Below are 647 nucleotides of genomic sequence, written 5' to 3' on the forward strand. Positions count from 1 at the left end.
TTGCCTTCCGAGTATTATCCGCAATATAGAGCTAAATACCGATGAAGAAGTTGGTGAGGAAGGTCGCTATATTGTCGGTATTCAGTTTGTGAACCTGACTGATGAGTATGTGTTAACACTTTCCAGCTACATTTACGAAAATGAACGAAGATAAGGCAATGAGCCAAGCAAGTTTTACTTTTGGTTTGGTGCTTAACCCTCTAGCTGGAATGGGTGGGCCGGCTGCGCTTAAAGGTAGTGATGCAGCATCTACCACAGAAATAGCGATTTCCAGAGGCGTAGAGGCCAAGGCGGCCGATAGGCTAAGAGCGGTTTTAGTCGGTCTGAAAGATTTAGTTTTGCAGGGTAGATTGGCTTCAGTATCATTTTTGTGTGCAGGTGGACAGATGGGCGGAGATATCTGTTCAGAGTTTGCAGATGTCTTTGATATCGAGGTTTTGTTCCAGCCTCCTGAATTAACTCGAGCTGACGATACGCGTGCAGCCGCAGCCGAGATTATGAAACGCTCAAAAGATATCCTGTTGTTTGTCGGCGGTGATGGTACTGCGCGTGATATCTACACGGTGATTGGTGATCAGCAGTGCGCTTTAGGGATTCCGGCAGGTGTAAAGATGCATTCTGGCGTATTTGCGGTAACACCTAAGGCG

1 protein-coding gene is annotated in these 647 nt (G+C 46.8%); it reads left to right on the plus strand.

Going from position 1 to position 647, the window contains the following annotated elements; genetic code table 11:
• Positions 1-158: 158 nt before the first annotated feature.
• On the plus strand, positions 159-647 hold a 489-nt coding region (locus tag A3757_RS05085; protein ID WP_197469808.1), incomplete at its 3' end, for an NAD(+)/NADH kinase.

This window comes from Oleiphilus sp. HI0117 (genome assembly GCF_001635235.1).